At 71.9% G+C, this 21,786-nt stretch carries 19 protein-coding genes; 6 read left to right on the top strand and 13 right to left on the bottom strand.

Annotated elements, in window-relative coordinates:
* Positions 1-2: 2 nt before the first annotated feature.
* The 5 genes from ACQP09_RS01830 to ACQP09_RS01810 all read right to left on the bottom strand — a co-directional run bounded on the left by ACQP09_RS01830 (position 3) and on the right by ACQP09_RS01810 (position 5,678).
* Positions 3-482, bottom strand: a complete 480-nt coding sequence (locus tag ACQP09_RS01830; RefSeq protein WP_433395406.1) for an SRPBCC family protein — start codon at positions 480-482, stop codon at positions 3-5.
* 58 nt (positions 483-540) lie between these two features.
* The gene (locus ACQP09_RS01825) at positions 541-2,145 is read right to left on the bottom strand and encodes an SDR family oxidoreductase (RefSeq protein ID WP_433395404.1); all 1,605 of its coding nucleotides are present in this window, start codon (positions 2,143-2,145) and stop codon (positions 541-543) included.
* A gap of 77 nt (positions 2,146-2,222) precedes the next feature.
* The gene (locus ACQP09_RS01820) at positions 2,223-4,220 is read right to left on the bottom strand and encodes a hypothetical protein (protein ID WP_433395402.1); all 1,998 of its coding nucleotides are present in this window, start codon (positions 4,218-4,220) and stop codon (positions 2,223-2,225) included.
* Positions 4,221-4,324: 104 nt separating this feature from the next.
* Entirely contained in the window at positions 4,325-4,762 is a 438-nt protein-coding gene (locus ACQP09_RS01815; RefSeq protein ID WP_433395400.1) for an SRPBCC family protein, read from the bottom strand.
* A gap of 61 nt (positions 4,763-4,823) precedes the next feature.
* Positions 4,824-5,678, bottom strand: a complete 855-nt coding sequence (locus ACQP09_RS01810; RefSeq protein WP_433395398.1) for a DeoR/GlpR family DNA-binding transcription regulator — start codon at positions 5,676-5,678, stop codon at positions 4,824-4,826.
* 265 nt (positions 5,679-5,943) lie between these two features.
* Between ACQP09_RS01810 and ACQP09_RS01805 the strand changes: the two genes are divergently transcribed.
* Positions 5,944-8,367 carry a hypothetical protein gene (locus ACQP09_RS01805; RefSeq protein ID WP_433395396.1) on the top strand — a complete coding sequence of 808 codons (2,424 nt, stop codon included), beginning with the start codon at positions 5,944-5,946 and terminating at the stop codon, positions 8,365-8,367.
* Here the strand turns inward: ACQP09_RS01805 and ACQP09_RS01800 are convergent.
* The 8 genes from ACQP09_RS01800 to ACQP09_RS01765 form a co-directional block, all read right to left on the bottom strand.
* On the bottom strand, positions 8,337-10,763 hold the full coding sequence (locus tag ACQP09_RS01800; protein ID WP_433395394.1) for a right-handed parallel beta-helix repeat-containing protein: 2,427 nt from the start codon (positions 10,761-10,763) through the stop codon (positions 8,337-8,339). The genes ACQP09_RS01805 and ACQP09_RS01800 overlap by 31 nt on opposite strands.
* 217 nt (positions 10,764-10,980) lie before the next feature.
* Positions 10,981-11,571, bottom strand: coding sequence for an Rv1733c family protein (locus ACQP09_RS01795; protein WP_433395392.1), 591 nt, complete (start codon positions 11,569-11,571; stop codon positions 10,981-10,983).
* Positions 11,572-11,628: 57 nt separating this feature from the next.
* Entirely contained in the window at positions 11,629-12,453 is an 825-nt protein-coding gene (locus tag ACQP09_RS01790; RefSeq protein WP_433395391.1) for an MOSC domain-containing protein, read from the bottom strand.
* A gap of 73 nt (positions 12,454-12,526) precedes the next feature.
* Complete coding sequence (locus ACQP09_RS01785; RefSeq protein WP_433395389.1) at positions 12,527-13,015, bottom strand: DUF6643 family protein; 489 nt, start codon at positions 13,013-13,015, stop codon at positions 12,527-12,529.
* A 106-nt stretch (positions 13,016-13,121) separates the two neighbouring features.
* Positions 13,122-13,955 carry an MFS transporter gene (locus tag ACQP09_RS01780; protein ID WP_433406464.1) on the bottom strand — a complete coding sequence of 278 codons (834 nt, stop codon included), beginning with the start codon at positions 13,953-13,955 and terminating at the stop codon, positions 13,122-13,124.
* Positions 13,956-14,049: 94 nt separating this feature from the next.
* Positions 14,050-14,565: a hypothetical protein gene (locus ACQP09_RS01775; RefSeq protein WP_433395387.1), complete on the bottom strand. Its 516-nt coding sequence runs from the start codon at positions 14,563-14,565 to the stop codon at positions 14,050-14,052.
* Between the two features lie 35 nt (positions 14,566-14,600).
* Positions 14,601-15,842, bottom strand: a complete 1,242-nt coding sequence (locus ACQP09_RS01770) for a hypothetical protein (protein ID WP_433395385.1) — start codon at positions 15,840-15,842, stop codon at positions 14,601-14,603.
* Between the two features lie 133 nt (positions 15,843-15,975).
* Complete coding sequence (locus tag ACQP09_RS01765; protein ID WP_433395384.1) at positions 15,976-16,131, bottom strand: hypothetical protein; 156 nt, start codon at positions 16,129-16,131, stop codon at positions 15,976-15,978.
* Between the two features lie 323 nt (positions 16,132-16,454).
* On the opposite strand from ACQP09_RS01765, the gene ACQP09_RS01760 reads away from it, so the two are divergent.
* From ACQP09_RS01760 to ACQP09_RS01740, 5 genes are all read left to right on the top strand, one after another.
* Positions 16,455-16,937 carry a hypothetical protein gene (locus tag ACQP09_RS01760; RefSeq protein WP_433395382.1) on the top strand — a complete coding sequence of 161 codons (483 nt, stop codon included), beginning with the start codon at positions 16,455-16,457 and terminating at the stop codon, positions 16,935-16,937.
* Positions 16,937-18,436 (top strand): sensor histidine kinase, encoded by a 1,500-nt coding sequence (locus ACQP09_RS01755; RefSeq protein ID WP_433395380.1) that lies wholly within the window; start codon positions 16,937-16,939, stop codon positions 18,434-18,436. The genes ACQP09_RS01760 and ACQP09_RS01755 overlap by 1 nt, the downstream gene beginning before the upstream one ends.
* A complete protein-coding gene (locus tag ACQP09_RS01750; protein WP_433395378.1) occupies positions 18,366-19,025 on the top strand; it encodes a response regulator transcription factor in 660 nt (219 codons plus the stop codon). The genes ACQP09_RS01755 and ACQP09_RS01750 overlap by 71 nt, the downstream gene beginning before the upstream one ends.
* A gap of 413 nt (positions 19,026-19,438) precedes the next feature.
* Positions 19,439-20,038 (top strand): carbonic anhydrase, encoded by a 600-nt coding sequence (locus tag ACQP09_RS01745; RefSeq protein WP_359219402.1) that lies wholly within the window; start codon positions 19,439-19,441, stop codon positions 20,036-20,038.
* Between the two features lie 78 nt (positions 20,039-20,116).
* Positions 20,117-21,643, top strand: coding sequence for a SulP family inorganic anion transporter (locus ACQP09_RS01740; RefSeq protein ID WP_433395376.1), 1,527 nt, complete (start codon positions 20,117-20,119; stop codon positions 21,641-21,643).
* Positions 21,644-21,786 lie beyond the last annotated feature (143 nt).

Genomic DNA, 21,786 nt, shown 5'->3' with positions numbered 1-21,786 from the left:
GCTCAAGCCGCCGGTGCCGTCAGCCGTCCGTCCAGCCGCCGCACCGCGTCCCGGAAGGACCGGCCCATCCCCAGCCGCGCGACCCCCAGCACCGAGCGGAACGGGCCCGTGCCGTCGGCGGCGAAGGTCCACTGCACCCGCGTCCCGGCCCCGTCCGCGGTGAGCCGCCACTCCTCCACCAGGGCCCGCAGGCCCGGCGCGTTCGTCTCGTCGACCCGGTAGGCGTACCGCTCGCCCGGCTCGGCCGCCACGATCGTCTCGCGGAACCGGATCCCGCCGCGCAGCCGCACCTCCCGGCCCGCGCCCCCGTCGGTGGGCGTGGCCCGGGTGACGGCGGTGAACCACGAGGGCCAGGAGGCGACGTCCTCCGCGAGCGCCCGGTAGACCACGTCCGGGGGCGCGGACACCTCGGCGGCGAACACCAGGCGTATCGGCGCGGAGTCGGTGAACTCCATTCCTACGGTACGGAGTCGGCGTGCCATCGCCTGCACCTCCCGGCGGTCTGCGCGTATGGGGAGGCACACCCTAGCGGCCGGGACGTCAGTTGTCTGTACCACTGCCGGCCACCGGTTGCCGGTCCTCACCACCGCCGGCCACCGGCTCCCGGCCCTCCTTCCGCGCTTGGGCCGCGGTCCTCGCGGCCTCCGCGATGTTGCGGGCCATCCCGCCGAACACCACCGAGTGGAACGGCGACACGCCCCACCAGTACGCGTGGCCGAGCAGACCCTGCGGGTGGTACAGCGCGCGCTGGCGGTAGAGCGTGCGCCCCTGGTCGTCGGAGGCCACCGACAGCTCCAGCCAGGCCAGGCCCGGCAGCCGCATCTCCGCGCGCAGCCGCAGCAGTTCGCCCGGCTTGATCTCCTCCACCCGCCAGAAGTCCAGCGAGTCCCCGACTCGCAGCCGGTGCGCGTCCCGCCGCCCGCGCCGCAGCCCGACCCCGCCGACGATCCGGTCGATCCAGCCGCGCACCGCCCAGGCGAGCGGGAAGGAGTACCAGCCGTTCTCGCCGCCGATGCCCTCGATCACCCGCCACAGGTCCGCCCGGTCCACCGGCACGGCCAGCTCCCGCTCGTCCCGGTAGAGGCTGCCGCCCGCCCAGTCCGGGTCGGTGGGCAGCGGATCGCTCGGCGCGCCCGGCAGCGAGGCGGAGGACCAGCGGGTGTCGACCCGGGCCTCCTTGATCCGCTGGAGCGCCAGGCCCAGCGCCCGGTCGAAGCCGATCGGCCCCTCCGGCGGATCGGGGACGTACCCGACGATGTCGTGCTCCCGGCAGACCACCTCGTGGCGCAGCGACTCCGCGAGCGGCCGGGCGATCGAGCGCGGGACCGGGGTGACCAGCCCGATCCAGTGGCTGGAGAGCGTCGGCGTGAGCACCGGGACCGGCACGATCACCCGCCGCGGGAGCCCCGCCACCCGCGCGTACCCCTGCATCATGTCCCGGTACGTCATGATGTCCGGGCCGCCGATGTCGAAGGACCGGTTCACCTCGGACGGCAGGGTCGCGCTGCCCACCAGGTACCGGATCACATCCCGTACGGCGATGGGCTGGATCCGGGTCGAGACCCAGCTCGGGGTCACCATCACCGGCAGCCGCTCGGTCAGATAGCGCAGCATCTCGAACGAGGCCGACCCCGAACCGATCACGATCGCCGCCCGCAGCACCGCCGCCGGCACCCCGGAGTCCAGCAGGGTCCGCCCGACCTCGGCGCGCGACCGCAGATGCGGCGACAGCTCCTTCTCCGGCACCCCTTCCGGGGTCAGCCCGCCCAGGTAGACGATCCGCCGCACCCCGGCCGCGCGCGCCTGCTCGCCGAAGTTCCGGGCGGCCCGGCGGTCGGTCTCCTCGAAGTCCGAACCGGAGCCGAGCGCGTGCACCAGGTAGTACGCCACGTCGACGTCCCGCATCGCCTCCGTCAGCGAGTCGGCGTCGGTGACATCGCCGCGCACCACCTCGACCCGGTCCGCCCACGGATAGTCGCGCAGCTTCCGTGGCGTCCGGGCCAGCGCGCGGACCTGGTGGCCGGCGTCGAGCAGCGCGGGCACCAGTCTGCCGCCGATGTAGCCGGTGGCGCCGGTGACCAGGCAGCGCAGCCGGGCCTCGTCGGGGACATCACGTACGTCGGGTTCCTCTGGAAGATCCGTCACCTGTCCGAGTCTCGCACCCGATGGCGTACGACGTCGGGACGAGGACTCCGTACGGCGGAGCGCGCGCTCCCGAAGGCTCAGCGCACCGCTGCCAGCGTCCCGCCCTCGCGCAGCCTGGCCGTCAGCTCCACGGAGGCGTCGCGCGGCGCCCGTACCGCCAGCGTCGGGCCGCCCGCCGTGCCCCGCACCTGGCCGGTGGCCTCGATCCGGTCCACCGCGCGGCTGCCCGCGGCCAGGACGTACCACCGGCCGGATGCGGCCTTCCAGTGCGTGCCGGCCAGGATGTGCTGACCGAACCGGCTGCACAAGGCCGTGTCGTTCCGGTCGGCGACCACCGCGGCCGGTTCGGTGGGGGAGGCGGCGGGCTGGAGGAACTGCACCAGGACCCGGCCGGGGCCGCGCCAGGTGTCGGCGCGGGTGCAGAGCCAGTCGGCCGACGCCCCGTCCTCGGGCAGCCGCTGCTCGGCGAACGCCCAGTTGTTCACCGCCCGGACCCCCGAGCCCGACAGCGTCCGCAGCGAACACGCCGTACGCGCCCAGGCGAGCAGCGCCTCCGGGCCCGTCGCCTCGCGCGGCTGCCGGGCGGGTGCGCCGTCGCCGGGCTTCGGCGTGTACGTCAGATGCGCCGGGGCCAGATCGCCCAGGTCGGTCACCAGGAACGCGTGCTTCTCCACGATGCGTTCGGAGGAGCGCAGCTGGAGCACCGGCCAGGCGTCGCAGCCGCCGCCCGCCGCCGGGCGCTCCACCGCCGCGGTGATCCCGTCCGGGCCCACCTCCAGCGGCCGGCCGGGCGTGTCCGGCGCGAGCAGGTCGCGGGTGGTGGTCTCGGAGATCCAGGGCGCGAGCAGGAACCGCGCCTTCTCGCCCGTACGGCTCATGACCACCGCCGCGCTCGTCGTCACGTCCGCGTCATCGGTCCGGGCGAAGTCGAGCGCCGCCGTGCCGCCGCCCGACAGCGGCTCCGCGTACCGCACGACCCGTACGCCACCGTCGTGGAACAGCACCACGGCCGTCCCGTCGACCTCGCCGGCGAACAGCAGCCGGGGCGGCTGCGCGGGCGGCACGTCGGCCGTGCCCGGAGTGGTCGACACCTTGACGTCCCCCGGCGGCTCGGCCCAGGCCCGCAGCGCCCGCCCGAGCAGCTCGTCGTCGCCCTGCCGGTCACCGCGTACCGGCCAGGCGGTGAAGTCGATGCGCGAGGTGTCCGCCCACTGCTCCGCCGCCGTACGCAGCAGGGCCGCCGGGTCGAGCGCCGGGACCGTCACACCGGCTCCCGGGGCCTCGTCCCGTACGCCCTTCTCGGCGGCCACCGCGAGCGTGCCCGCCACCACGCAGAGCACCGCGGCCAGGCCCACCGCCCGCGTCCGGTGCCTGCGCCGCAGCAGATCGCTCGGCCGGGTCTGCACGGTGCACGGGTCGAACTCCCCGGACCGCAGCAGCACTTGGGCCCCAGCCCGGTCCGGCCTCCCGATCCGGCCCGCCCCGCGCACCGCCCCCGCCGGATCGGCCACCCCCGCTTCGGCGAGCAGCGCCCGTACGCCGGACTCCGGCAGCCCGTCCAGCAACTGGAGCGCGAACGCGGCCCGTACGGCACCCGGCACCGCCGACAGCGCCCGGTCCAGGGCCAGTTCGTCGACGCCCCCCGCCCGGGGGAAGAGCCGCAGCCCCCACACCACCGGCAGCGTCGGCCGCAGCGCGGCGGGCGCCGGGAGCCGCCCGGGCCACCAGCGGGGCCTGCGCTCGTACGCCAGGGCCGTCCGCAGCACCCGCAGCCGCATCGAGGCGTACGGGGCGTTCGCCGGAGCCTTGGCCTGCCCCGCCTCCGGGGAGCGCCGGGACTGCGCGGGCACCTGGGCCGTGCGGGCCGGAGCGGTCCTGGTCATGGGCAGCGCCCGTTGCACGACAGCGTGCGCGGCTACGACCCTGCGGTGCCGGCCCAGTGAGGGCGGCAGCACGACATAGGCGAGCCGGACCAGGCGCGGATAGTGCTCCACGAGCGCGGCCTCGGCCTGCTTCACGGCCAGGGGCTCGCCCGGTGCGGTGGCGGAGCGTTGCGTCGGTTGATGGATCGGCATGAGTGGGGTGCCTTCCGGGGCCGGGGCCAGGAGTGTCATACCGACAAACGAGTCAATCGTGTGACGGTCACATCACCCCTGCCGCTCGCCGCCCCGGACAGCCGCTACGCCAGGCCCAGCAGCTCGTCCAGCACCCCGCCGAACAGCCGCCGCCCGGCCGAGGCCAGCAGCGGATCACCCCAGCGGGGCACCAGCCGCACCCGCAGCTCCTCCACCCACACCACATGGGAACCGGAATGCGTCGGCAGCACGTCGATCGAGGCCCGGCCCAGCACCACCGAGCCGCGCTTCTCCAGCAGGCAGATCCCGGCCCGGCCACCGGCGGGCGGCGTCCAGCGGACGACCTCCATCGGGTCGTCGAAGGCCAGCGGACCTACCCCCGTACGGGCCGTGAACACCGTGCCGACCCTGGTCGGCGGCCCGCCCGCCACCGTGATGGCGGTCAACGGGACACGCTCGGCGTGCCGTTCCCAGTCGGTCACCCGGCGCCAGGCCTCGGCTGCGGGGAGAGGGGAGAAGCGCTCGATCCGGAAGACGGCCATCCCCCGATCGTAGGCGGTGTGCGGCCACCCGAGCGGAATCCGCCCGGCCGCGTCCCAGGGGTCAGCCGGGAGAGACGGTCTCCTCGGGCGACTCGTGCGACCCGCCCGCCACCACCAGGCCCGGCAGGTGCTCGCCGATCTCCTCACGCAGCCCCGGCGCCAGCCCCGCGTCCGTCACGAAGGTGTCCACCTCGTCCAGCGTGGCGAAGGAACTCAGCCCCACCGTGCCCCACTTGGTGTGGTCGGCCACCACCACGACCCGGCGCGCCGACCGGACGAAACGGCGATTGGTCTCCGCCTCGGCCAGGTTCGGCGTCGACAGACCCGCCTCGGCCGAGATGCCGTGCACGCCGAGGAAGAGCAGGTCGAAGTGGAGCGAGTCGATGGCCCGGTCCGCGACCGGCCCCACCAGCGAGTCCGACGGCGTCCGCACCCCGCCCGTCAGCACCACCGTCGCCGTCCCGGGACGCGCCGCCCGGCCGGACGCGGGCCGCTGCGCGTCGTGGAACACATCGGCCACCCGCACCGAGTTGGTCACCACCGTCAGATCCGGTACGTCCAGCAGATGCCGGGCCAGCGCATACGTCGTCGTACCGCCGGAGAGGGCGATCGCGCTGCCGGGCTGGGCCATCGCCGCCGCCGTCCGCGCGATGTCCTCCTTGGCGCTCAGCTCTAGCGCCGACTTCGCCTCGAAACCGGGCTCATGGGTGCTCGCCTCGACCACCGGGACCGCGCCGCCGTGGACCTTCTCGATGACCCCCTGCCGGGCCAGCGCGTCCAGATCCCGACGGATCGTCATGTCGGAGACGTTCAGCCTGCGGGTCAGCTCGTTGACCCTGACTCCGCCGCGCCTGCGCACCTCGTCGAGGATCAGGGCACGTCGCTGCTCCGCGAGCAGGTTCTGATTCTCGCTCAACGCGGTCGCCGGTCCTTCCCTCTGCCGTACGGTCCGCAGCGGTCTGCGAGACACGCTCATCCTGCCACGCAGGCATGTCCGGCGTACCACCTGGGGAGATTCCGTGAGACCGCTCACGCACCCGCCCCGCCTCCGGAATTCTGGGGCCGGGCCGGAGCCCCAGGGGGTGTCCGACAATCCCTGGGCTCCCCGCACACCTTCCGCCCGACCCCTGTCATGTCTTCGCCGGCCCGTGCGGCCGGCGCGCCCGAGAGAGAGTTCCGCCTTGGCTCCTGCCGTCCCGCCCCCGCCGCGACCGCCGCAGAACACCGGGGCAGCACTGGAACTGCTGGTCCACGGGGTCGGAGGCGCCACCCCGCAGGAGATGCTCGGCGATCCCCGCACCGTCCGGGTCACCGGCGACGCGACCGCCGCCGTCTACCGGCGCACCGAGGACGCCGACGGCGAGCAGCACCCCGAGCGCTACCGGGACGAGCCGGTCGCCGAGGCGTACTGCTGGTCCGGGCTCACCTCCGGCAACGGGTCCCGCGCCCTGTGGCTGCTGCTCCTGCCGTTCATGGTCGTCAACCTCGCCCACTGGATGCGCCCCACCGCCACCGGCCGCCGCCGCGCGGTCCGGCTGTACGGCGTGGTGGTGCGGCTCGTCGCGCTCAGCCTCACCGTGCTGCTCACCGCGGCCGCCTGCGAGGTCGCGCTGGACCTGGTGGCCTGGCAGTGCGCGGGCACCTCCGCCTGCTCCGAACGCCGCTCCTGGCTCGGCTTCCTGTCGAGCCATCAGGGCGGCTGGTGGTCCCAGCCCGGACGGCGCCTCGCGCTGGCGGCCGTCGTGCCCGCCGCTCTGGTGGGGCTCCTGTGGTACCTCTCCAACCGGACCTGGAGCGCCTACGAGTCCCAGAGCCCGCTGGACGCCACGGACGCCGACGGGTGCGACCCGGACGGGACCGAGGAGGTCCACGGGCCCGGCGCGCCGGACATCGCCGACGATCCGGAGTCCGCGCGGCCGGTTCCGCCGGCGCTCAGCAGGCCCGGCTTCTGGTACGGCCGCCGGCTCGTGTCCCGGCTCCGCGCCGCGCACACCGCCGCCGGCTTCCTCACCGTCGCGGCCTTCGTCATGAGGGCCGCGGCCCGCCACGACCGGACCGTCGGCAGCTCGGTGCCGCCGGTGTTCGGCCTGGTCATCGAAGCGGCGCTGGTCCTGTGCGCCGTGGTCGTCGTATGGGTCGTCTGCCGCCGGGGCCGCAGCGAGAGCGTCCGGGACACCCGGGTCGACGGCGCCCTCATCACATACCTGCCGGGCTCCGCGCTCGCCCTGCTCGGCCTCGCCGTCGTGCACGCCGGCTGGTCACGCCCGGAGTGGGCCTCCTCCGGCAGCCTGTCCGGCGAGACCGCCTTCCGGCTCCTCGCGCTCGGCCAGGGCCTCCTCGTGGTGATCATGGCCCTGGTCGCCCGCAGCCTCTACCGCCGCGCCCCCGAACCCCGCACCACGCTGTACGGGCTCGGCGGCCCGTCCGTCGCCATGCTCGCCTGCGCGCTCGGCGGCGTGATGACCGGCGGCGTGGCCCAGCGCGTCGCCGACTGGCTGGACGGCCCCGGCACCCCGGGCACGGGACGCGGCTCCATCATCGAGGGCCCGCCCGTCCTGCTCAGCTGGCAGGCCTCCGTCATCCCGGTGCTGCTGCTCCTGCTGCTCGTCCCGGTCGTCTTCCTCGTCGTCCGCACCGCCCGCCGGGCCCGCCGCATGGGCCCGGACATCGAGGCCGAGTACGCCCCCGAGCCGCCCGACCGCGCCCGCACCCGGCGCATCGCCCGTATCCGCGCTACCGCCGGCCTCACCGACTCGGCCCCCTGGATCGTCGGCGTGGTCTCCGCCGCCACGCTGCTCCTCGGTGCGGCGGCCGTCGTCGGCTCCTGGACCAGCGGCGAGGTGCCGGGCCTCGCGACGGACGGCGCCTCGGCGCCCGTCGAATCGCTCGCCGAGGCCGCCCAGTCGACCGGCTCCTGGCTGATCGGCTTCGGCTTCATCCTTTTCGTCGCGAGCGGCCGCCGCGCCTACCGGGACGCCTCCGCCCGGCGCACCATCGGCATCCTCTGGGACGTCGGCACCTTCTGGCCGCGCGCCGCCCACCCCTTCGCGCCACCGTGCTACGCCGAGCGCGCCGTCCCCGACCTGGCCTCCCGGATGAGCGCCTGGACGGCGACCACCCAGGGCCGGCTCATCATCTCGGGCCACTCGCAGGGCAGCGTCCTCGCGGCCGCCGCGGTCTGGCAGCTCCCGGACCCCGCCCGCCGCCGGGTCGGGCTGCTCACCTACGGCTCGCCGATCGAGCGGCTGTACGGTCGCTGGTTCCCGTCCTACTTCGGGCCCGTGCCCCTGCTCGGCCTGAACCGCTCGGTGCACTGCTGGCGCAACCTCTGGCGGGCCACCGACCCGATCGGCGGACCCGTCCGGCTGAGCGCCGACCCCGACCCCGGCGTCGACCGGGGCCCGCTGAAGGACCCGCTGGCGTACGGACGTACGACCGCGCTCCCGCTGCCCGAACCGATCCTCGGCCACTCCGACTACCAGGCCGACCCGGTCTTCGCCACGGCACGCGGAGCCCTCCTCGAAGAGCTCGGCCCGCGACTGCCCCGGCAGGGCGGGGACACGCTGGAGAAGGGTCAGAAGAGCTCGGGGAGGTCCTCCGGGTAGAGCAGGGTCAGGTCGTCCGTGCTCGTCTCGGCGAGCTGGGCGACCCGGCCCGCGTGCCGCTCCACCATCGACTCGAAGGTCTGCCGGGCGGTGCGGCCGTTGCCGAAGGCGGGGCCCTTGGGGAGCGCGGTGAAGTACTTCAGCAGCGCCTCCCCGGTCCCGTCCGCCAGGCTGTACTCGTGCTCCTCGGCCTGCTGTTCGACGATCCGCAGCAGTTCCTCGGGCAGGTAGTCGTGGAAGGTGATGGTCCGCGAGAAGCGGGAGGCCACCCCGGGGTTGACGGTGAGGAACCGCTCCATCTCGTGGGTGTATCCGGCGACGATCACCACCACCGCGTCCCGGTGGTCCTCCATCAGCTTCACCAGCGTGTCGATGGCCTCCCGGCCGAAGTCACGCCCGGAGTCCTCGGGGGAGAGCGCGTACGCCTCGTCCACGAAGAGCACTCCGCCGCGCGCCCGGTCGAACGCCTCCTGGGTCCGGATCGCCGTCGAGCCGATGTGCTCACCGACCAGGTCGACCCGGGACACCTCGACCAGGTGGCCGCGTTCCAGCACGCCGAGCGAGGCCAGGATCTCGCCGTAGAGCCGGGCGACCGTGGTCTTGCCGGTGCCGGGGGAGCCGGTGAAGACGAGGTGGCGGCGGACGGAGGCGGCCTTGAGCCCGGCCTCCGCGCGGCGGCGGCCCACCTCGATCATGTCGGTGAGCGCCCGCACCTCGCGCTTGACGCTCTCCAGCCCCACCAGCGCGTCCAGTTCACCGAGGACCGCCGCCGAGTCCCGGGCGGGCTCGGCGGCCGGGACCACCGGTTCGGGCTCCACGGTCCGCTGTCCGGGCATCGTGTTCAGCAGGCCGGGCGTGGACCGGGTGGCCGTCAGTACGGCGGGGGCCGGAGCCGGTGCCGTACGCAGACCGCTCTCGTCGCTCGTGCAGTCCGTGACCACCGGGCCCGACGTGCCGGAGCCGTCGACGCCTTCGGGGAACTCGTAACCGCCGCGCGCGCACCGCTCGGTGCGGCAGCGGGTCAGCGTGGTGCGGCAGCCGTCCATAACGTGGAAGCCGTACCCCTCGCTGCCCGTCACCCGGCAGCTGTCGAAGGTGCCGCGGCCCTCGGCGGAGACGTAGAACCCGGCCTCGGCGGGGTTGGTGACGGTGCACCGCTCGATCACCGGGTCGGCGCCCTTGGTGACGATCACGCCGGTCTGGGCCGTGTCGATGGTGCAGTTGTTCAGCGTGCCGCCGCTGCCGTGGTCGCGGAACCAGGCGCCGGTGGAGGTCTCCCGGATCCGGCAGTCGTCCAGCTGCGCGGTGGCGCCGTCGCTCACCGAGACGGCGGTGTTGCGGATCTGCGAGAGGTCGCTGTCCACCACGTCGGCGCGCGAGCCCCGGTCCAGGACGAAGAGGGCGTCCGGCACGTCGTGGACCCGGCAGGCGTCCAGTATCACCGTGGCGCCGTCGCTGACCCAGACCGCCGGATAGTCGCCCGTACTGTCATGGATCTCGCACTGGTTGGCGTCCACGCGCGTGCCCGGGTCCCAGACCGAGAGGCCGTTGCGGCCGAAGCGGCGGACCGTGGAACGCGTCAGCGTCAGCACCGAACGCGACCGCAGGTCGATCGCGTTCTCCGGAATGTCGTGGATGTCGCAGTCGGCGAGCGTCAGCACCGCGTCGGTGTCCAGCGTGACGCCGTCGCCCGAGGTGCGGTGCACGGTGCAGTCGGTGAGGTGCGCGGTGGCGCGGGCGGTCACCTGGACGCCGCTGCCCTTGACCTCGTACACCTCGCAGCCGATCGCCTCCAGACCGCTGCCCTCGCCGGTGACGCCGATGCCCGCGCCGGAGGAGTGGTGGATCCGGCAGCGGTCCAGGCGCGGGTGGCCGCCGTCGCGGACCGAGACGCCGGACTGCCCGGCCGAGACGACCTCGCACTCCTCGAAGACCCCGCCGGCGCCGTCCAGGACGGCGATGCCGACCCCGGCCGGATTGTCGACGGTGCAGCGCCGCACGGTGGGCCGGGCCGCTCCCCGTACCTCGATGCCGGCGGCCGAGCGCGTCACGATCCGCAGGTCCGAGAACTCGGGGGTGCCGTCCTCCACCAGCACGGCCGGGGCGGCGGAGTCCTGCCCCTCGATGTGGAGATCCTGGACGATCGCGGAGGCGCGCACCGTGAGCGGTACGCCGTCGACCGGCGCGATCCGCACGGAGCCGACCGACCCATCGGGGCCGCGCAGGGTCACCGCGCGGTGGACGACGAGGTTCTCCCGGTAGGTCCCGGGCGCGACGGTGAGGACGTCACCGTCGGCCGCCGCTTCCAGGGCCGCGGAGAGGGAGGCGTACTCGCCCGTGCGGCGGCGCCATCGCGATGTGCCGGTGTGCGTCACCTGGACCGTGCCCTGTGCCATGGAGTTGCTCTGCCCCCACCTCGTGCTGTGCTGCCTCGGGTCGTGCTGTGAAGCCCTGGGGCCGTGATGGCCCGGGTCCGTCCGTCCGCCCGCCCGCCTGCCGAGGAGGCGGACGCGGTCGGACCACCGTAGCGCGCGGGAGGGGCGGGAGTTGACGACTCGGGCCGCCGGGGTGCTGTCGCCGCCCGCCGTACGTCGTCGAGGTGGCCGCCCTCCGTCAGCTGCCCGTTCCGGCACGGCCCCAGTCCGGGCCCGCGTCGGCCCACTCCCGGTCCAGGAGTGCGTACCGCTGCCGCACCAGGCGCCCTACGATCAGCCGCCTGCCCGCCTCGACGCACCCGGCGGCGAGCAGGAAGACGCCGATCCCGCCGAGCACCGCGTGCGTACGGGCCGCGTCCGCGTCCATCGGCGGTGGTACGGGGAGGCCCGCCGCGTCCGTCCAGACCCGCACCCGGGCCCCCGGCTCCCGGGACTCCGACGTGGTGACCTCGCCCGTGCGCGAAGTGCCGTCCGGCGCCCGCCAGGCCGCCATCACCGAGGTCCGCCCCGACTCGGCACCCGGGTCACCGGCGAACCGACGCGCCTGAGGCACCGGTCCGACCACGGTCGCGGTGACGGGCCGCCGCTCCTCGTGCTGGGCCCGTATCTCCTGCTGGAGCGAGGCGTCGGCGAGCGCACCGCCGGCCCATCCGGCCGCCGGCGCCCCCAGGGCCAGGAGCACCAGCGCGCCGAGCGTCACCCACGCCTCGCGGCGGTCGGTGGCGCGCCACAGCGGACTGTGCCGCCACTTGAGGACTCCCATTCCCATGCTTTCCCCCCGGTCATTCCCATGCTCCCCCGGGCCCCGGTCCCGGTCCCCGTGTCCTCAGTCGAGGATCTTGACGGGGTCCCCGACCCGGATCACCCCGGTCCCGTCCGGAATCAGATTCTGGCCGAAGAGCAGTTGATTGCCGACCCGGCGGTGGCGGGCCAGCGTGAGCAGCGGCTCCTTGCCGCGCTCGGCGGTCCGCTGGTCGGTGGTGGTGATCACGCAGCGGCCGCAGGGCTTCACCACGGAGAAGGGCACATCGCCGATCGCGATCCGCCGCCAGCCGTCCTCGGCCCATGCCTCGGTGGAGCCGACCACGACGTTCGGCCGGAAGCGGTCCATCGGCAACGGCCCCTCGTGCGGCCGGTCGCCCGCCGCGATCAGCGCGTTGAGGGCGTCGAGCGAAGCGGTGGTGGTCAGCAGCAGCGGATAGCCGTCGGCGAAGGAGACCATGTCCCCGGGGCGCGCGTACGCGGGGTCGACGGCTCTGCGGCGCGCCGGATCGTCGAGATGCACGAGCCGGGTCTCCGAGCCGAGGATCTCGCTGAACCAGGCGTGCGCCTCGTCCGAGGCCTCGGCGACCGTGACGGTGTCCCGGTGCAGCTCCACATCGATAAGGCGCTCCGGCACCGGCACCTCCACCCGCAGGAGCGGAGCGCCCGGGGCGGAGAGGGCGATCCCCCCACCGGACAGCGGCACCGCGGAGATCCGCGCCAGAAACGGCTGCTGTCGTTGGGTGATCACCCGCGGCGCCTTGTCGACCAGCATCCAACGGCGGTCGCCGTCGAGTCCCCATGGCTCGACGGCGATCTCGTCGGATGTCTGGGCGCCCAGCGATTTGACCGGATACAGGTGGACGGACCGGAGCACGGGAGAGGCCATAAGCCCCATCCTGCCAGTCACCTATCCATACCTACGCACGGTTTGTTCGCGGAGCCCGCGGCGGTCCGGAGGGTCAGTATCCCCGGCTCTGGTACGGCCGGTTGTACGGGTCCTCGTACGGCGACGGGGCCGGCGCGGGCCGCGGCGAGGCCGGGCGCATCGACTCGTACCCGATGCCGGGCGCGGGGCGCTGCGGCTGGGGCTGCTGCGGGTAGCCCCGGACCGCCGAGGGCTGCTGCGGGATGTACGGCGCCGGGGCGCTCTGCAGCCCGCCGCCGTACATCGGGGCGCTCTGCGCGGGGGCCTGCTGGTACTGCGGCATCGGCTGGTGCTGCTGCGGATAGCCGTAGGAGCCGACGGGCTGCGAGGGGGCAGCGGGCAGGGCCGGCAGCGCCGACGGCAGGGCCGGCAGATAGCTGCTGGACGTGTCGTACGCGGCAGGGACGCGGATCGGAGCGATCTGCGGGGTGCCCCGCTCCGCGACCAGGGAGTCGTAGATCGGAGTGTCGGGGAACGACGCGGCGTAGTAGCCGCCGCCGAAGGCGGAGCGAGGGGAGGTCATGGCACCTAAGTTAAGCCCACGATGTGCCGGTTGGGGAGCCCCCAATCCTGGGGTTATCCGATTTACGCGGGTTCTGTCGACCCGGCCGGACAAAACGTCGCCAAAGCTATCGTGGGGAGCGGGAGCGCTCCTTTCCGAGAGCCGTGGCTCCGCCCTTGCGCGCACGTCCTGTGACGATCGGGATGACCGCGAGGGCGACCACCCCGCCCGCGAGCGCCAGCACGGGGTACCCACTCCGCCCGACGACCAGCCCCGACACCAGGCTCCCCGCCGCACCGGCAATCGCGATGCCCACGTCCACGAGTCCCTCTGTCGTGGCACGCCGGTCCGGATGCAGGGCGTCGGTGACGATTGCCGTGCCGCTGATCAGCCCGAAGTTCCAGCCCAGCCCGAGGAGCACGAGAGCGGTGCTCAGAGCGGGCAGTGAGTCCGCCGGTGCCGTTGCGGAGAGGGTCCCGGCGAGCCGCGGAACACCCCAGGTGGCCGCGACTTCGCCCACCGGCGTCACCAGCATGGGTCCGGCCACGGCGCCCAGGGTGGTGGCGAAGAGGACCGTGCTGACCGCCCGCCCGCGCCGAGCGGGGGAGGCCAGGTCCGCACCGGCGTACCGCGCCATCAGGCCGGTCGCCGTTCCGACCCCGTAGACGAGAAGAGCTGGGAAGAGCAACGCGACGCTGCCCGTCGACGCCGCCGCCACCACACCGATGCTTCCGAGTGCGCCCGTCGCGTATCCGAGCGTCAGCCCGGGGCGGCGGCCCCGGGCCGCACACCAACGGCCGATGCTGACCGCACCGAGTGCGGCGCCGGCGGTGAAGAGTGCGCTCGGCACACCCGCGAACTCCGTCGAACCGAGCATGTGATCGGCGAGCAGCGCCCCGACGGTGACGCCTGCCGTGAGACCGGCGCCGCTCAGTATCTGTGCGAGCACGAGAACGGCCAGAACACGTCTTTGCTCCGGAACCTCGCCCGTGACCGGATGCCTGCCGCGAGTCGGCGAAGTGGCTTTTGGAGGTCTCCCTTTCGAAGGGCCCCGCTCAGACAACGGGGGCGGGTTTCAGATCCGCGATCTCCGTGAGAGAAAGGCCCATCTGCTCGTGGAGGAATCGCACGATGGTCCAGTGGGGCAGCGCTCCCTCGTCGAACGGCCCGAATTCCTGACAGTACAGGGGGATCCATCGTAGTGCCTCCTCCACGGCCTGCTCGCGCCCGGGCTTCTGCTGGTATTCCTCGTACGCGATACTGCGGTGCTCGATGAAACAACGCCCGGGCAGCCGCTCTTCACACAGGATGCGGTACTCGCGGGTCTGCAGGATGAGGTAGTGCCATATTTCGTCGATTTCCTGCTCGACGGGCAGGAAAAGCCCGCCGAGCCGGTCCCGGTGTCGGGAGACGAGGTGGAGATACCGCAGGCACTCGGTGACCTGGCGTTCCACGAAAGTCCGTGGTGCGTCCGGTTTCAGGTCGTGGAAATGCCGTACCACCTCGGTGTGCAGGGTACGGCCGAGAAGGCTCTTCAGGGCGTCGACGGAGACTGTCCGTTCGCTGGCCATGGCACTCCGGTTTCTCTGGGAGGGTGCAGGGCTCGTCAGGCGCGGTGGCCTACGAGCCAGGCGTACTTGCCGGAGCGTCCGACGGGGATGTGGGAGCGGTGCTCGATACGGCAGCGGCGCGCGGTCAGTTCGCCGATGCGTTGCCGCAGTGATGCCGCCTCGGAGTCGTCGACCGGCTCGTCGTTGAACGTCGTGTAGAGCAGCGTTGCGCCCGTGTTGCCGCGGAGCTGGAGTTGGTGGAGGAAGATCTGGGCGGAGCTCTCGCCGACGCACCGGTCGAGGTCTCCCTGGGCCACGGGCCCGTACGGTGTGCTCAGCAACTCCTTCAGCCGACCGCAGAACTGGGTGATCGCTCCGGGGTCCGGTGCGCCGTCCAGGGTGCGTACGCAGTCGCCGGAACGGTAGCGGACGAGCGGCATGTAAGGGTTTCGCACGCTGGTGACGACGAGCTGGTGGATCGAGCTCCCCGGGGCCACCGGCAGGAGCTCGACGCTCATCCTGTCCAGATGCGGCCGGTACCTGCCCTCCCGATCGCTGAAGAAGAGGTAGCCGAGTTCCGTGCTGCCGAACAGGTCGATGACCGGGCAGGCGAAGTGCCGGCCGAGGAAGCGCCGTACGTTCACCGGGGTGTACTCGTAGGCGTGGATGATGCTGGCAGGTGCCGCGAGGGAGCCGAGCAGGCCCCAGCCCTCGGCCTTCCGTACCAGATGCGCCAAGTGGTAGCCGGAGCAGTCGAGGTGGTACTGGTCTTGCGGGTGCGCGCTCCGGGCCCGGTCGATCTCGCCCAGCATCCGTACGACGTCCTCCCGGTCCCACTGCCCGGGATCCAGCCGGAGATTGAGGTAGCAGGTGCGCTCGTCCAGCCAACGGTCGTCCAGTGTGGGGACGGGGCCGGGTTCCACGCCGCGGCGGGCGGCGTTGACCCGCGCGACGTGCTCGGTCGCGAGGACCGTGGTCAGTGAGACACGGCGACACCCCGACTCCCACGTGCCGGCGATGTCCGGATGGGTCCGCCACAACTCGTAGTACGAGTGGAGCAGGAAGTACGGAGGGCGGATGATCTGCATCCGGGCGTGGTTGGTGCCTGTGGACAGGACGAACTCCGCCTCGCCGGATTCCAATGCCGCAGCCAGGCGGGGCGTCATCCAGTTCTGGGGAAAGCCGCGGGCGATCTCCGGCTTGTCCAGCACGGGGAAGTAATGCTGGGCCAATGACTTCTGATAGATGGGTATGTCGCGAATGTGTTCGATGATGTCGGGGGTGGGTTGGCCCATCATTAGTTCCTTCTCATGATGCGCATCACTGGCACGGAAGGTGATATGGGGGAGGTCGGATCCAGGAGGCCCGGTAATTCTCCGAGGTGGGGGAGCAGGCTCACGGAGTCACTTCCGGGCCTCCGGTCACGGTCGGTCAGGAGATGCAGCCGACCTTCGGCGTCGTGCTGATGCAACCGCTCTTGGGTGCGGCGCTGATGCAGCCGGTCTTCGCCGCCGACTGGGCCGAGTTGGCGGCGAGCCAGTTCTCCCAGACGCCGTCCTGTGCCATCTTCTGGATCAGCTCTTCCATGGTGTCCTCCGGTAATCGTACGGAAGGTTCGCCTGTGATGTGCCGACGGGTAATGGGTCCGTCGTGGCGTGCCCGGTGAATGTAAAAGCGCGATTGAGTGACTGTCAATGAATGGCAATGCGGACCCCGCGGAAAGTGGCCCCGACGGCGCGTGGTTGGCGCGATCGCGCCCCTGGACGCCTCGGCGCCGCTCGCGTGCGACGGTGCAGGTGAAAGCCGCGATCGTCGGCTGTGGTCGGGGGTCCGTGCAGTGACGGCCCCTGATTCATGAGAATGCTCTCCTCATGTCCATTCCCTGGTCCGTACCAAGGCAGACTGGTTCGATGCTGTGGCGCAAGGTGGTGCCGGTAGTGGCGAGCTGGGGAATGGGGACGGTGGTGGTGCTGGTCGTATGGTTCTGGCCCGAGCGGAACGTGCCACCCTCCATGGGGCCCGCTGTGGTCGTGCCGGCCCTGCACGGCCCGACGCCCTCGATCGCCGGCTCATCCGGTCCCCGCCGTCTCCCGGTGGCACCACCCCTCGCCACGCCCAGCCCGGTGTGCACCTGCGGCGGCCTGGCCGTGCAGCCTTCTTCCGCACCAGAGGCTGACGACGATGAGGGCGACGTCCGCGACGGGGCCGGAATCAGCGGCGGAGGAGGGGCGTCACGGGCAGTCGACAGCGATGAGGAAGAGGACGACGACGAAGACGACGACGAAGACGACGACGAAGGCGAGGGAGCGTTGCAGGCTCCCGTGGAAGAAGCGAGCCGTGAGGAGGCATCAGGCAGTCCTCGGGAGCAAGCGGAGAACGAGTGGGACGACTGATGCTCAAGCCTTCGGCCAGTGCGCGGTCGCGGATCGTGGGCTGGATGCTCCTGTTGCTCACCGCTGCCCTCGCGGTACCCACCTTCGGGATCACCATCGTCTGGCAATCGGAGTTGAACCGTCAGCTGGACGCACAACTCGTCTCCGAAGCCGATAAACTACGCGCTTTCGCCCGTACGTCACGCGATCCGTACACCGGTGAGCGCTTCACCTCAGGCGCCGCGCTGCTGACGTCCTTCATGACGGTGCACCGCCCTGAGCACGACTCCGTCTTCCTCAGTGTCGTCGACGGGCGCGCAGACCGGCGCAGCCCCGGCCCGGTCCCCGCCCGCCTGGACCGTGACCCGGAGTTCGTGGCCCTGTGGGCACGCACGGGCGACACCCGTATCCGATGGCTGGACTCCCCGGCCGGCAGAGTCCGCTACGGCGTCGTCCCCGTACAGGTGGTGGGTGACCGAGCCGACACGCGACTGGTCCTGTTGTCCTTCCGGGACCGGCAGCTGCGGCAGGAACGCCAGATGGCGCGGATGCTGCTGACATCGGGGCTCTGCGCCCTTGTCGTCGCGGGACTGGCGAGCTGGCTGGTGGCCGGCCGGGTACTGGCTCCGATCCGGCTTGTCCGGAAGACGGCCGAGCGTATCAGCGAGACGGACCTGACCCAGCGGCTGCCGGTCCGAGGCAGCGACGACGTGGCTGCGCTGGCCGAAACGTTCAACCACATGCTCGACCGGCTGTCCCACGCCTTCACCGCGCAACGCCGTTTCCTGGACGAGGTCGCGCACGAATTGCGCACCCCCATCACGGTTCTGCGCGGGCATCTGGAACTGATGGACGGAGACCCCGACAGCGGGCGGCGGCAGACCCGGTCGCTGCTCCTGGACGAACTGCTGCGGATGAACCGGATCGTGGAGGATCTCCTGCTCCTGGCCCGGGCCGAGCGCCCTGACTTCCTCACCCCCGGGCCGACCAGTCTGACCGACCTGGTGGTCGACGTGGCAGCCAAGGCGCAGGCGCTGGGACGCAGGCGATGGACGGTCGCCAGTGTCGCCGATGCCAGTGTGCTGCTGGACGAGCAGCGGATGACCCAGGCTTTGATGCAGCTTGTGTCCAACGCGGTCAGCCACACCGAAGACGGGGACACCATCGAGATCGGGTCGCGCCTGTGGCTCGGCCGGGTGCGGGTGTGGGTGGCGGACACCGGGCCCGGCGTGGCAGTGCAGGACCGCGAGCGGATCTTCGAGTGCTTCTACCAGGCCGGCCCCGCACACACCGGCCGGACCGGAACGGGCATCGGTATCGGGCTCGCCCTCGTCCGTGAGATCGCCCAGGCCCACAACGGCGTCGCCCACGTCGAGGAGGCCCCTGGAGGCGGGGCGCGATTCGTCATCGACCTTCCGGCACTCCACCCCCCAAGGGAAGGAACCCATCGTGAGCAGGATCCTGATAGCCGAGGACGAGGCAAGAATTGCGTCCTTCGTCGAAGCGGGGCTACGTCGTAGCGGGTACGTCACGCGGGTCGTGTCCGACGGAGTCTCCGCCTACGAGTACGGTCGCGGCCGGGACTTCGATCTCCTGATCCTCGACCTCGGACTACCCGGCCACGACGGGCTGACTGTGCTGCGCAAGTTGCGGGAGGCGCGTATCACCCTGCCCGTCGTCATCCTCTCCGCACGCGACAGTGTGCGCGACATCGTGTCCGGCCTGGAGAATGGTGCTGACGACTACATAGTCAAGCCTTTCGCCTTCGACGAGCTCTTAGCACGTGTTCGGCTGCGCCTGCGCCGAGAGGAGCCGGCGGAGAACTTCCTGCTGCGTGTGGGTGATCTCCTCCTTGACCTCCGCACCCGTCGGGCCCAGGCCGGCGAGCGTGTCACCGACCTGTCCGCCCGGGAGTTCGCTCTTGCGGAGATCCTGATGCGCAACCCCGACCGAGTCCTCTCCCGGGAGCAACTGCTCAGTCACGTGTGGGGGTTCGACTACGATCCTGGTTCGAACATCGTCGATGTGTACATCCGCTATCTGCGGCGCAAGATCGGAGCCGACCGAGTCCAGACCGTGCGCGGTGTGGGCTATCGGCTCCGGGTCTGAAAACCCGGCAGGAGACCGATCGCGCGTTTCGGTCCGCTCGACGTGCACGAGGCGTGGCCCCGGCCCGAGCGCGCGGCCGCGCGCTCGGGCCGGGGCCACTCGGCGGCCCTGTGCCGGTGGCGCCGTCAGCGGGCGAACTCCGCGTGCCCGATGAGAACTGTCTCACCACTGTCTCACCGTCAATTCATCGACGGGCACAAGACTTCACCTGACGGGTTATCAGTCGCGTGATGCCCGTGAACGGGGTACGGCTGCCACCGCGCCGACAGCAGGGAAGGGAGCGATCGCTCCGGCTGCCCTGCGGTGCGTCTGTCCACGCCCGTACCGGTGGACCTTCGAGGGACCGGGGCGAGCGAGGCGAGGGCCGGCCCCGTGCGACGAACCACACGCCACCCCTGTACGGAGGTATTCCTGTGCGACGAATGATCGACCACGCCCGCACCTTTCCGTCCCGCTGCGGTGGAGCGGGACGCGATCTCCAGGGCTTTGCGGACGGCCAGCGACCCTCTGTCATGTTCATCACCTGCTCCGACTCCCGGGTGGTGCCCAGTCTGCTGACCGGCTCGGGACCCGGCGAGCTGTTCGAACTGCGCACGGCGGGGAACATCGTCCCGCCCTACGATCCGGAGAACCCCACGAGCGAGATGGCGACGATCGAGTACGCGGTCTGCGTGCTGGAGGTGTCCGACATCGTGCTCTGTGGACACTCCCACTGCGGTGCCGTCGGAGCCATGGCCCGTGGGGAGGACCTGCGAACCCTGCCTGCGGTCCGCGGCTGGCTCCACCGGTCCGACCCCACGGGCAGCGGCCGGGACCGCGGCGACCTCGGCCCCGACGTCGCCGAGCCCGTCCAGCGCCATGCGGTCGCGCAGCTGGGGAAGTTGCGCGACTACCCGTGTGTGCGCCGGGCCGTCGGTGAGGGGCGCCTCGGTCTGCACGCCTGGTACTACGAGGTTCACACCGGCGTCGTGCGGGCCCACCACTCCTCAACCGGAACCTTCGCCTCCCTGTGACATCGGCATGCCGCAAGCGTGCGGGGCGTCCCGTTGCGAACCGGCTGTCACCCCCCCCCCCCAGGAGCTGAAGTCGCCATGTCCTCTCCACAACTCCGATTACGTCCGGATGCCGTGTCCCGCGACATCCTGGCCTCGATCGTCGTGTTCCTCGTCGCCGTGCCCCTGTGTGTCGGTATAGCGGTCGCCTCAGGTGTCCCCGCAGAACTGGGACTGGTCACGGGGATCGTCGGCGGCCTGGTGGTCGGTGCGATGCCCGGCAGCTCGCTGCAGGTCAGCGGCCCGGCCGCAGGACTCACCGTCCTGGTCTACGAGGCAGTGACCACTCATGGCGTCGCTGCGCTCGGCGTTCTCGTCCTCGCTACGGGACTGCTCCAGGTCGGGCTCGGTCTCGTCGGCTTCGGCCGGTGGTTCCGCGCCATCTCGACCGCGGTCGTCCACGGCATGCTCGCCGGTATCGGCCTCGTCCTGATCTGCAGTCAGCTCTACGCCCTGGCCGGGGCCAGCGCGCCCGGGAACGGTCTCGACAACGTGGCAGGGCTACCGGATCTGTTCACTCGCTTATCCGGCGCCACGGCCGTTTCCTCCTGTGTCATCGGCGTCGCCACCATCGCCATCCTGGTCCTGTGGAAACGGCTCCCAGGACGGCTGCCCCGACTGATCCCCGGGCCGCTGGCCGCCGTGGGGCTGGCCACGGTCGCGGTGGCAGTGTTGAACCTGCCCGTCGCCACGATCGAGGTCCGCGGCCTGGTGGACTCGCTGCGGCTGACAGGCCTGGACGACTTCGGTCTCCTGACGAATCCCGCCCTGCTGGGCGCCGTCCTCGCCTTCACGCTCATCGCCTCGGCCGAGTCACTGTTCAGCGCGGCCGCCGTGGACCGGATGCACGACGGCCCGCGCACCCACTACAACAAGGAACTCATCGCACAGGGAGCCGGAAACACCGTGTGTGGCCTCCTGGGCGCATTGCCCATGACCGCCGTCATCGTGCGCAGCGCCGCCAACGTCCAGGCCGGCGCGCGCACCAAGGCGTCACGGATCCTGCACGGGGTGTGGCTGCTGCTGTTCGCGGCGCTCTTCCCCGCCGCACTCGGGCTGATACCGGTGGCCGCTCTCGCGGGTGTGCTCATCCACGCCGGTGCCAAACTCATCCCCGTCACGATGTTCCGCCCGCTCTGGCGCGATCACCGGGGTGAGGCGGTGGTCCTGGTGGTGACCGCGCTGGCGATCATTCTGACGGACTTGTTCATGGGAGTCCTGCTCGGTATCGGGATGGCTGTCGTCAAGACGGCTTGGGAGACCTCCGCCGTACGCCTGGACATCGAGGAGCTCGACGACCGCACCACGGTCGCCCTCACCGGCAGCGCCACCTTCCTGCGTCTGCCCCTGATCCTCGACACCCTGGAGGCGTTGCCCAAAGACCGACCGGTGGAGCTCGACCTTTCACGGCTGCGTCACGTGGATCACGCCTGCCGCACCGCTCTGGAGGCCTGGAGCGCTCACAACAGAGCCGCCGCCCCGTCGATGGACGGTACGCCACGCGAAGCCGCCCTCGCTGCCGCGGCTCCGGACGGTGAGGGACCTCCCCGCCCGACGGCGGGCTAGACAACCTCCGGTATGCCGCGGTCAGAGCGAACCGGTCCTCCACATGACCGACCTCGCAGCAGCCCGCGAACCGGACCGGACGCACCGGCCGAGTCCGCGGGCTGTCGACTGCGGATGGCCGAGCAGTCTTCGTGCCGGTGTGG

This window comes from Streptomyces sp. CA-146814, assembly GCF_050942385.1.
In the GTDB taxonomy this organism is placed as follows: Bacteria; Actinomycetota; Actinomycetes; order Streptomycetales; family Streptomycetaceae; genus Streptomyces.
This window is presented reverse-complemented; position numbering and strand designations above follow the sequence as displayed.

Excerpts from the sequence above, each read along its gene's own strand:
- ACQP09_RS01830 (WP_433395406.1), bottom strand. The coding sequence starts at position 482 with ATGGCACGCCGACTCCGTACCGTAGGAATGGAGTTCACCGACTCCGCG.
- ACQP09_RS01820 (WP_433395402.1), bottom strand. The coding sequence starts at position 4,220 with ATGCCGATCCATCAACCGACGCAACGCTCCGCCACCGCACCGGGCGAG.
- ACQP09_RS01815 (WP_433395400.1), bottom strand. The coding sequence starts at position 4,762 with ATGGCCGTCTTCCGGATCGAGCGCTTCTCCCCTCTCCCCGCAGCCGAG.
- ACQP09_RS01800 (WP_433395394.1), bottom strand. The coding sequence starts at position 10,763 with ATGGCACAGGGCACGGTCCAGGTGACGCACACCGGCACATCGCGATGG.
- ACQP09_RS01795 (WP_433395392.1), bottom strand. The coding sequence starts at position 11,571 with ATGGGAATGGGAGTCCTCAAGTGGCGGCACAGTCCGCTGTGGCGCGCC.
- ACQP09_RS01790 (WP_433395391.1), bottom strand. The coding sequence starts at position 12,453 with ATGGCCTCTCCCGTGCTCCGGTCCGTCCACCTGTATCCGGTCAAATCG.
- ACQP09_RS01785 (WP_433395389.1), bottom strand. The coding sequence starts at position 13,015 with ATGACCTCCCCTCGCTCCGCCTTCGGCGGCGGCTACTACGCCGCGTCG.
- ACQP09_RS01775 (WP_433395387.1), bottom strand. The coding sequence starts at position 14,565 with ATGGCCAGCGAACGGACAGTCTCCGTCGACGCCCTGAAGAGCCTTCTC.
- ACQP09_RS01770 (WP_433395385.1), bottom strand. The coding sequence starts at position 15,842 with ATGATGGGCCAACCCACCCCCGACATCATCGAACACATTCGCGACATA.
- ACQP09_RS01765 (WP_433395384.1), bottom strand. The coding sequence starts at position 16,131 with ATGGAAGAGCTGATCCAGAAGATGGCACAGGACGGCGTCTGGGAGAAC.
- ACQP09_RS01760 (WP_433395382.1), top strand. The coding sequence starts at position 16,455 with ATGCTGTGGCGCAAGGTGGTGCCGGTAGTGGCGAGCTGGGGAATGGGG.
- ACQP09_RS01755 (WP_433395380.1), top strand. The coding sequence starts at position 16,937 with ATGCTCAAGCCTTCGGCCAGTGCGCGGTCGCGGATCGTGGGCTGGATG.
- ACQP09_RS01740 (WP_433395376.1), top strand. The coding sequence starts at position 20,117 with ATGTCCTCTCCACAACTCCGATTACGTCCGGATGCCGTGTCCCGCGAC.